Source organism: Streptomyces recifensis (assembly GCF_002154615.1).
Classification (GTDB): domain Bacteria; phylum Actinomycetota; class Actinomycetes; order Streptomycetales; family Streptomycetaceae; genus Streptomyces; species Streptomyces griseoluteus.
This window is the reverse complement of record NZ_MUNH01000301.1, coordinates 1-7,658: the sequence shown is the minus strand read 5'-3', so window position 1 is coordinate 7,658 and position 7,658 is coordinate 1. Positions and strand designations below refer to the sequence as shown.

General features: G+C 74.0%; 7 protein-coding genes. 5 read left to right on the top strand and 2 right to left on the bottom strand.

Features of this window, described 5'->3' with window-relative positions:
* The first annotated feature begins 29 nt into the window (after positions 1 to 29).
* The 3 genes from CCN33_RS17115 (at position 30) to CCN33_RS17105 (ending at position 3,459) form a co-directional block, all read left to right on the top strand.
* The gene (locus CCN33_RS17115) at positions 30 to 1,328 is read left to right on the top strand and encodes an MFS transporter (protein WP_279628180.1); all 1,299 of its coding nucleotides are present in this window, start codon (positions 30 to 32) and stop codon (positions 1,326 to 1,328) included.
* A 77-nt stretch (positions 1,329 to 1,405) separates the two neighbouring features.
* Positions 1,406 to 2,077, top strand: a complete 672-nt coding sequence (locus CCN33_RS17110) for a response regulator transcription factor (RefSeq protein ID WP_086694463.1) — start codon at positions 1,406 to 1,408, stop codon at positions 2,075 to 2,077.
* Positions 2,074 to 3,459 (top strand): HAMP domain-containing sensor histidine kinase, encoded by a 1,386-nt coding sequence (locus tag CCN33_RS17105; RefSeq protein ID WP_086694462.1) that lies wholly within the window; start codon positions 2,074 to 2,076, stop codon positions 3,457 to 3,459. Before CCN33_RS17110 ends, CCN33_RS17105 begins: the two co-directional genes overlap by 4 nt.
* Here CCN33_RS17105 and CCN33_RS17100 read toward each other — a convergent pair.
* Positions 3,438 to 4,406: a TAXI family TRAP transporter solute-binding subunit gene (locus tag CCN33_RS17100; protein ID WP_244173839.1), complete on the bottom strand. Its 969-nt coding sequence runs from the start codon at positions 4,404 to 4,406 to the stop codon at positions 3,438 to 3,440. The two genes, CCN33_RS17105 and CCN33_RS17100, sit on opposite strands and share 22 nt — an antisense overlap.
* Positions 4,407 to 4,520: 114 nt before the next feature.
* Between CCN33_RS17100 and CCN33_RS17095 the strand changes: the two genes are divergently transcribed.
* On the top strand, positions 4,521 to 5,297 hold the full coding sequence (locus tag CCN33_RS17095) for an isoprenyl transferase (RefSeq protein ID WP_086694461.1): 777 nt from the start codon (positions 4,521 to 4,523) through the stop codon (positions 5,295 to 5,297).
* Between the two features lie 7 nt (positions 5,298 to 5,304).
* On the opposite strand, the gene CCN33_RS17090 is transcribed toward CCN33_RS17095, so the two are convergent.
* Positions 5,305 to 6,573 (bottom strand): DUF1479 domain-containing protein, encoded by a 1,269-nt coding sequence (locus CCN33_RS17090; RefSeq protein ID WP_086694460.1) that lies wholly within the window; start codon positions 6,571 to 6,573, stop codon positions 5,305 to 5,307.
* Positions 6,574 to 6,665: 92 nt separating this feature from the next.
* Between CCN33_RS17090 and CCN33_RS17085 the strand changes: the two genes are divergently transcribed.
* Positions 6,666 to 7,658 (top strand): ROK family transcriptional regulator (locus CCN33_RS17085; RefSeq protein ID WP_107483954.1); only part of this gene is annotated, 993 nt, incomplete at its 3' end.

Here is a 7,658-nt window from a genome sequence, read left to right as displayed (position 1 = left end):
CGGTGACCCCCGCCGCCCGCCGTTTCGCCCTGATCGGCGGTTCGCTGGGCAATCTCGTGGAGTGGTACGACTGGTTCGTCTACGCCAGCTTCGCGATCTACTTCGCGGACTCCTTCTTCCCCGGCGACAATCCGACGACGAAGCTGCTGAACACCGCCGGTATCTTCGCGGTCGGTTTCCTGATGCGTCCGGTCGGCGGCTGGGTGCTGGGGCGGGCGGCGGACCGGCACGGCCGCAAGAGCGCGCTGACCCTCACCGTCACCCTGATGTCGGTCGCGGCCCTGCTGATCGCCGTCGCGCCGACCTACGGCCAGGCGGGCTACTTCGGCGCGCTGGTGCTGCTGCTGGCGCGGCTGCTCCAGGGGTTGAGCATCGGCGGTGAGTACGCGGCCAGCGCCACCTATCTGACCGAGGCGTCCGCCCGGAACCGGCGCGGGCTCGGCTCGTCCTTCCAGTACGTCTCCATGACCTGCGGGCAGCTGCTCGGTCTGGCGATCCTGATCACGATGCAGCACACCCTCACCACCGGGCAGTTGCAGAGCTGGGGCTGGCGGGTGCCGTTCGTGCTGGGCGCGGTGTTCGCGCTGGTGGTGTTCTGGCTGCGGCGGCGGCTCACGGAGACGGAGGCGTTCACCGAGGAGACGGGCGGCGGCACCGACACCGCGCGCGGCTCGCTCAGGGCGCTGTGGGAGCACCGCCGGGAGGCCGGTCTGGTGATGGCGCTGACCCTGGGCGGCACGGTGGCCTACTACACCTACACCACCTACCTCACCAAGTATCTGATCGGCAGCGCGGGCATGGCCAAGTCGACGGCCACGCTGGTGAGTTTCACCGCGCTCGCGGTGTTCGCCGCGATCCAGCCACTCGCCGGGACGCTCTCGGACCGGATCGGCCGCAGGCCGCTGCTGATCACCTTCGCGGTGGGGTGCACGGTGGGCACGTACCCGATCATGACGGCGCTGGGGTCGGCGCACTCCTACTGGTCGGCGCTGGGGCTCTCCCTGCTGGCGCTGGTGATCGTCACCGGGTACACCTCGATCAACGCGGCCGTGAAGGCGGAGCTGTTCCCGACGCGGGTGCGCGCGCTCGGTGTGGCCCTGCCGTACGCGCTGGCCAACGCCCTGTTCGGCGGGACGGCGGAGTATGTGGCGCTGTGGTTCAAGGACGCCGGCCACGAGAGGATGTTCTTCTGGTACGTCTCGGGGTGCGCGCTGGTCTCGCTGGTCACCTATGTGCTGATGCCGGACACCCGTGACGCGGCGCTCAGCCGGGCCGAGGCGGACGCCGGCACCGGTGCCGGGCTCGCCTCCGCGAAGGCGGCCGGCTGACCTGACCTGGTGCGGTACCGGAACCGGGCCACCGCATAGGCTGCGGCCCAGGTCAGCACCCGGCACGAGGACTTCCCATGCACGCCCTGCTCGTCGAGGACGACGACCGGATGGCCCAGGCACTCACCACCGCCCTGGTTCAGCGCGGCCACACCGTGCGCCGGGCCGCCCGCGCCCTGGACGCGCTCCGCCACGTGCGGGAGGCCGAGTTCGTGCTGCTGGACCTCGGCCTGCCCGACCTGGACGGGCTGGAACTGCTCAGGCGGCTGCGCACGGTGTGCGCGGCGCCCCTGATCGTGGTCACGGCCCGCTGCGAGGAACGGGACATCGTGCAGGCGCTCCGGGCGGGCGCGGACGACTACGTGGTCAAGCCGTTCCGGATGAACGAGCTGATGGCCCGCATCGACACCGTCCGCCGCCGCACCGGCGCCCTGGCCCCCCGCCCGGACGCCGGCCCGGGCCCGGTGCGCGCCGGGGACGTGGAGGTGGACCTCGCGGGCCGCACGGTCACCGTCGCGGGGACGGAAGTGCGGCTGACCCGGCGGGAGTTCGACGTGCTGGCGATGCTGGCCGCCCGCCCGGAGGAGGTGCACTCCCGCGAGGAGATCCTGGACCGGATCTGGGGTGACGCCTTCCTCGCCGCGTCCCGCTCGCTGGACGTGCATGTGGCCGGTATCCGGGCCAAGACCGGCCGGGCCGAACTGGTGCGCACGGTCCGGGGCTTCGGCTACCAACTGGGCGCGCGATGAGGCGCAGGCTGCTGGCGGTGCTGATGGTGGTGATGGGAGCGGCGGCCCTGCTGCTGTCCGTCCCGCTGGCCGAGTCGTACGCGGCCGGGCGCACCGAGCATCTGCTGCTCCAACGCCGGGCCGACGCCGTGCGGTTCGCCGACCTCGCGGACCGGGTCCGCTCCCCCGCCGACCGCACGGAACTGTCCACCGAGATCCGCCGGTACGCCGGGCTGTACGGCGCCTCCGTGGCGGTGTCGGACACCTCGGGCCGGACCGTCGCGCGCGCCGGGGCTCCGGTGCCGTCTCCGGCGGCGCGGGAGGCGCTGGGGCGGGCGCTGACCGGCCGGTCCACCGAGCGTCTGCCGACGGTACGGCCGTGGGGTCCGCGCCGGCTGGTACTGGCCGAGCCGGTGGGCCGGGACGAGCGGGTGAGCGGGGCGGTGCTGATGGCCGTGCCGACCGGGGCCGCCCGCCGGGACGTGACCGTGCGCTGGCTGCTGATCGCGTGCGGCGCGCCGGCGGTCCTCGCCGCCGCGGGCCTGGTCGCGGCGGGGATCACCCGCTGGCTGATGCGTCCGGTTCAGGACCTCGACCGGGCGGTGGCGCGGCTGGCCTCGGGCAGACTGGAGGCGCGGGCCGTCTCGGACACCGGACCGCCCGAACTCCGCAGCCTGCGTGAGCAGTTCAATGCCATGGCGGAGGCGGTCGCGGACTCGATCGGGCGGCAGCGGGCCTTTGTCGCGGACGCCTCGCACCAGTTGCGCAATCCGCTGGCCACGCTGGTGCTGCAACTGGAGAACGTCGAACCTCATCTGGCACCGGGACCGGGCCGCGAGGAGCACTCCCGCGCGCTGGACGAGGCGGAGCGGCTGACCGAACTCCTGGACGGACTGCTGGCGTTGGCGCGGGTGGAGGCCGGTTCGGCGGAGCGGGCCGAGCAGGATCTCTCCGGCGCGGTGGCGGGCCGGGTGGCGGCCTGGGAGCCGGTGTTCGACGCCTCGGAGCTGACGCTCACCGCTGCCGGGGTACCGCCCGGCCTGCGGGTGCGGGCGGTACCGGACGCGGTGGGGCGGGTGCTGGACGCGGCGCTGGACAACGCGGTGAAGTTCGTACCGGCCGGTGGGCGGGTGACCGTGTCGGCACAGGCCGTCGGAGGCGGCCAGGTCGTGGTGCGGGTGGCCGACGACGGCCCTGGTGTCCCCGACGGTCAACTCCCGCTCCTCACAAGGCGCTTCGTGCGGGCACCCGAGCATCAGAACGTGCCCGGTACCGGCCTGGGTCTGGCCATCGCTGACGAGATCGCCCGGCTCAGCGGAGGACGGCTGGCCGCCCGGGCCGGGACTCCGCGCGGGCTGGTGGTGGAGCTGTGGCTGCCCGCTCAGCCGTACACGGACCGGTAGTACGCCACCGCTCCCGGATGCAGCGGGAGGTCGCCGGTGGCGACGGCGAAGCGGGGTTCCAGCCGCGCGCCCGCGGTGACCTCGCGCAGCAGCACCCGCCAGCGGTCGAACACCACCCGCAGGACGTCACGCGCGTCCCGGTCCGGCACCTGGGGGCTGGCCAGCAGATAGTTGCCGACGCCGATGGTGGTGACCGGCGCGGTGAGCCCGTAGACCCCCGCCGGCAGGGTGACCGCCGAGTACACCGGGCCGTACTCCGCACGCAGCGCCTCCGCCTCGGCCTCCAACGGCAGGACACGCAGCGGTAGTCGGCGGGCGAGCGCCGACAGGGCCGGGGTGGGGACCCCGCCGGCCCAGATCAGGGCGTCCACCGTGCCCCGGCGCAGCGCCGCCACCGAATCGGCGAGCCCGAGCCGCTGTTCCCGTACCGCGCGCCCGCCCGTCAGCCCCGCCACCCGCAGCAGCCGTCCGGCGAGCACCTGGGCCCCCGAGCCGGTGGCGCCGGTGGCCACGGGGCGGCCCGCGAGGTCGGCCACGGAGCGCACCGGGCCGTCGGCACGGGCCAGGAGGTGCGTGTAGTTGACGTAGACGCGGGCGAGCGCCGTCACCGGGGCCGGGGCCGCGAAGGGCGCCGCTCCGTGCAGCGCCTGCTCGGCGGCGTCCGCCATGGCGAGGGCCAGGTCCGCCGAACCGGCCGTCAGCCGACGCAGGTTGTCCACGCTGGCGGCCGTACTCACCGGAGTGATGCGGGGATGCGGCGGGGTGCGAGCGGCCTCGGCGGCGAGGGCGCGCCCGAAGGCGTGATACGGCCCGCCGGGGGCGCCCGTGGCCAGCGTGAGCCGCCGGTGCGGGCCGTCGTTCCGGCCGCAGCCGGGCAGCGCGAGGGCCGGTCCGCCGAGCAGGGCGGAGCGCAGCAGCCCACGTCGGCTGATCGGTCGGCCGGTCACCGCGGCAGCGTAACGCCCTTGCGGAAAGCGCCCGGAGGCGCCCGGGAGGTGGGCCACCGGCAATTGCCGCTATCGTTTGCGACCTCATCCCCCCGGCCTTGGAAGGATCTCGGCGTGGCATGGAAGGCACTGCGCTCGGCGCTGGAAGCGGTTTATCTGCGGCGGCTCAACCGCAAGCTGGAGGGCCTCCCCCGGCCCCGGCATGTGGCGATCATGCTGGACGGCAACCGGCGCTGGGCGCGCGGCGCGGGGCACACGGACGTCCGTGAGGGTTATCGGGTCGGCGGTGCGAAGGTCACGGACTTCCTGCACTGGTGCGCCGACGCCGAGATCAGCCACGTCACCCTGTGGATGCTCTCCGACGACAACCTGCACCGTCCGGCCGCCGAACTCGGCCCGCTGCTCGACATCATCGAGGAGACCGTGCGCCGGGTCTGCGCGACCGACGCGCCGTGGGAGATCGAGATCATCGGCGCACTGGACCTGCTGCCGGGCGACACCGCGCGGGTGCTGAAGGAGGCCGCCGCCACGACGACCGGCCGGGGCGGCCTGAAGGTCGACGTGGCGGTCGGTTACGGCGGGCGCCGGGAGATCGTCGACGCGGTCCGGGCCGCCTTCGACAAGCACATCCGCGCCGGGGGCGACCCGCGCGACCTGGCCGCCGACTTCGACCTGGCGCACATCACCGACAACCTGTACTCCCCCGCCGGGCACGACACCGACTTCGTCATCCGCACCTCCGGCGAGCAGCGCCTGTCCGGCTTCCTGCTGTGGCAGTCGGCGTACGCGGAGGTGCACTTCGTGGACGTGCTGTGGCCCGCCTTCCGCCAGATCGACCTGCTGCGCGCGCTGCGCTCGTACGCGGCACGCGAGCGGCGTTACGGGCGCTGAGCGGGCGTCAGTCCAGGCCGAGGCCCCGGCGGCCGGCGGCGTTGAGGCGCGCGGCCGGGAAGCGGTCGGGCCAGGCGCGCTCGTAGTGCTCCTCGGGGAAGTCGGCCGGGCTCGATCCGGTGAGGAACGCCTCGCGCACCGAGGAGGCGTACGCCTCGTTGCGCGGGCACCACGGGGCGGCGGGGATGTACATGACGTTGCCCCAGCCGCGCTGGCCCCGGACCGGCGCCACGCTGTGGATCATGTCGCAGTGCCACCAGACGGAGTCGCCCGCGCGGACGTCGGGGATGCCGGTGAGCGCCCTCATGAGCAGCGGGTGCCACTTCTCGCTCGCCGGGAAGACCTGGTTGACGGTGACGCCGCACATGTCGTCCTCGGGGACGTCGGCCAGCAGCGGGCGCAGCATCAGGTAGGCCATGGCCTCGGGGATCGGCACGGTGTGCAGGACGCCCTGGTCATGGTCCATGTCCGACAGCGCGGTCCAGCCCTGGAAGGTGCGGAACGCCGAGCACATGGTGGAGCCGGGGTACTGCGGGCCCTCGGTGCGGTGGGCCGGGTCCCACGGGTCGTACTCCTCCACGGTGCCGTCGAAGAGGTGGCGGAAAGCCCGCTGGGAGGCGCCGGTCATCCACAGGTCGAGGGTGCCGGGGTCGCAGTGGGTGCCCAGGCCGGCGGAGTCGGTGCCGGGCGGCCGGCGGCGGATGCGGTCGGGGTAGAGGGCGTCGCGGTCGGGGTCGAACCACTGGACGCCGTCGGAGGTGTGCCGCCAGAAGGAGTTGAGGAAGGACTGCACGCGGGCCATGCGCTCGCTCTGCCGGGCCTCCATCTGCGCCGGGGACCAGTAGACGGGGTAGATCTCGGGCTTGGAGCCGACGCTGCCGAAGAAGTCGTCGCCGGGACCGGTGTAGTTCTCGAAGAAGCGGTTGCCCTCGACGTAGTCCACGATCCCGGCGTCCCAGGCGAGCGCCTGCTCGCGGGGGAAGTGGCCGCGTACGACGAGGCAGCCGCGGGCGGTGATGCGTGCCGACTGCTCGGGGGTGACGGTGCCGTTCTCGATGTCGGCGTAGTCGACGACCGGCCAGACGTCGTCACCGGCCGCCTCGATCTCCGCGACACGGGCGGCCACTCGTCGCTCGACGGCGGCGAAGACCTCCTCGACGCTGCGGCCGGACGCCTCGATGCGGGTCCGGAGGGCGGCTTTGATCTCGCGGATCGCGGCAGGGAGGTCGGTGGGGACGGTTTCCCAGTGCGGCAGGTCGCTGCGGGTGAGGGTCATGGCGGCCCGGCTCCTTTGGTGAGGGCTCCTTACTAAATGCACGTTAGGCGGGACCGCCGCTTTGGGCAAGAGTCCTTACTAGACTCGGGTCCATGACACCCGCCAAGCCCTCGCTGGAGATGCTGCGCGCCCTCACGGACGAGAACGTGCTGCGCGCCCTCATGGCCGACCGGCGGCTGACCCGCGCGGAGATCGCGGCCCGCACCGGCATCTCCAAGCCGACCATCTCCGACGCCGTGCAGCGCCTCGCGGCCTCCGGTCTGGTGGTGGACACGGGCGAGCGCACGACGGGACGCGGCCGCGCGGGCTCGTACTACGCACTCGCACCGGGGCTCGGCACGGCGCTGGTGGCGAGCATCTCGCCGCGCGGAGTGACGGCCGAGACGGTGGACGCGCTCGGCGACACCGTGGGGCGGGCTCACGCGGCCCTCAGCCGCAACGCGGGCGAGCACCAGGCGGCCAGGGCGCTGGCCGAGGCGGCGGCCCGGCTCGCGAGCCCCACGCGGCTCGCCGTCGTCAGCGCCGCCGACCCCGTCGACCGCGCGACCGGCCGCCTCGTCCGCCTGCCCGACGCCCCCTTCCTGGTCGGCGCCCTCGACCCGGCCGCTGTGCTCGCCCCCCACGTCGCCGGGCCCGTCCTGGTCGACAACGACGTCAACTGGGCCGCCCGCGCCGAACACCAGGCCGTGGGCGTCGACGACTTCGTGTACGTCCACCTCGGCGAGGGCCTCGGCTGCGCCGTCGTCACCGACGGCGCCGTCCGGCGCGGCCACCGGGGTCTGGCCGGCGAGATCGCCCATGTGCACACCACCGGCCCGGACGGCTCGGCCATGCCGCTGACGGAGGTCTTCGCCGCGCTCGGCCTGCGCCGGCCGGACTCGACGGCCATCGACGTTCCGGCCCTGGAGGCGGCCATCACCTCCGACGCAGGTTCGGCGCAGACGCTGGCGCGCGCGGTGGCCGGCGTGCTGAGCGCGGCCGTGGCCTTGGCGGACCCGGCGCTGATCGTGCTGGGCGGGGAGTGGGGACGCCTTCCGGCGATGCGGGCGGCGATCGACCACCAGCTCGCCGCCGGCCCGCGTCCC

What these genes read in the sequence shown, in the direction of transcription:
- CCN33_RS17105 (WP_086694462.1), top strand. Translation starts at nt 2,074, where the DNA reads ATGAGGCGCAGGCTGCTGGCGGTGCTGATGGTGGTGATGGGAGCGGCG.
- CCN33_RS17090 (WP_086694460.1), bottom strand. Translation starts at nt 6,573, where the DNA reads ATGACCCTCACCCGCAGCGACCTGCCGCACTGGGAAACCGTCCCCACC.
- CCN33_RS17110 (WP_086694463.1), top strand. Translation starts at nt 1,406, where the DNA reads ATGCACGCCCTGCTCGTCGAGGACGACGACCGGATGGCCCAGGCACTC.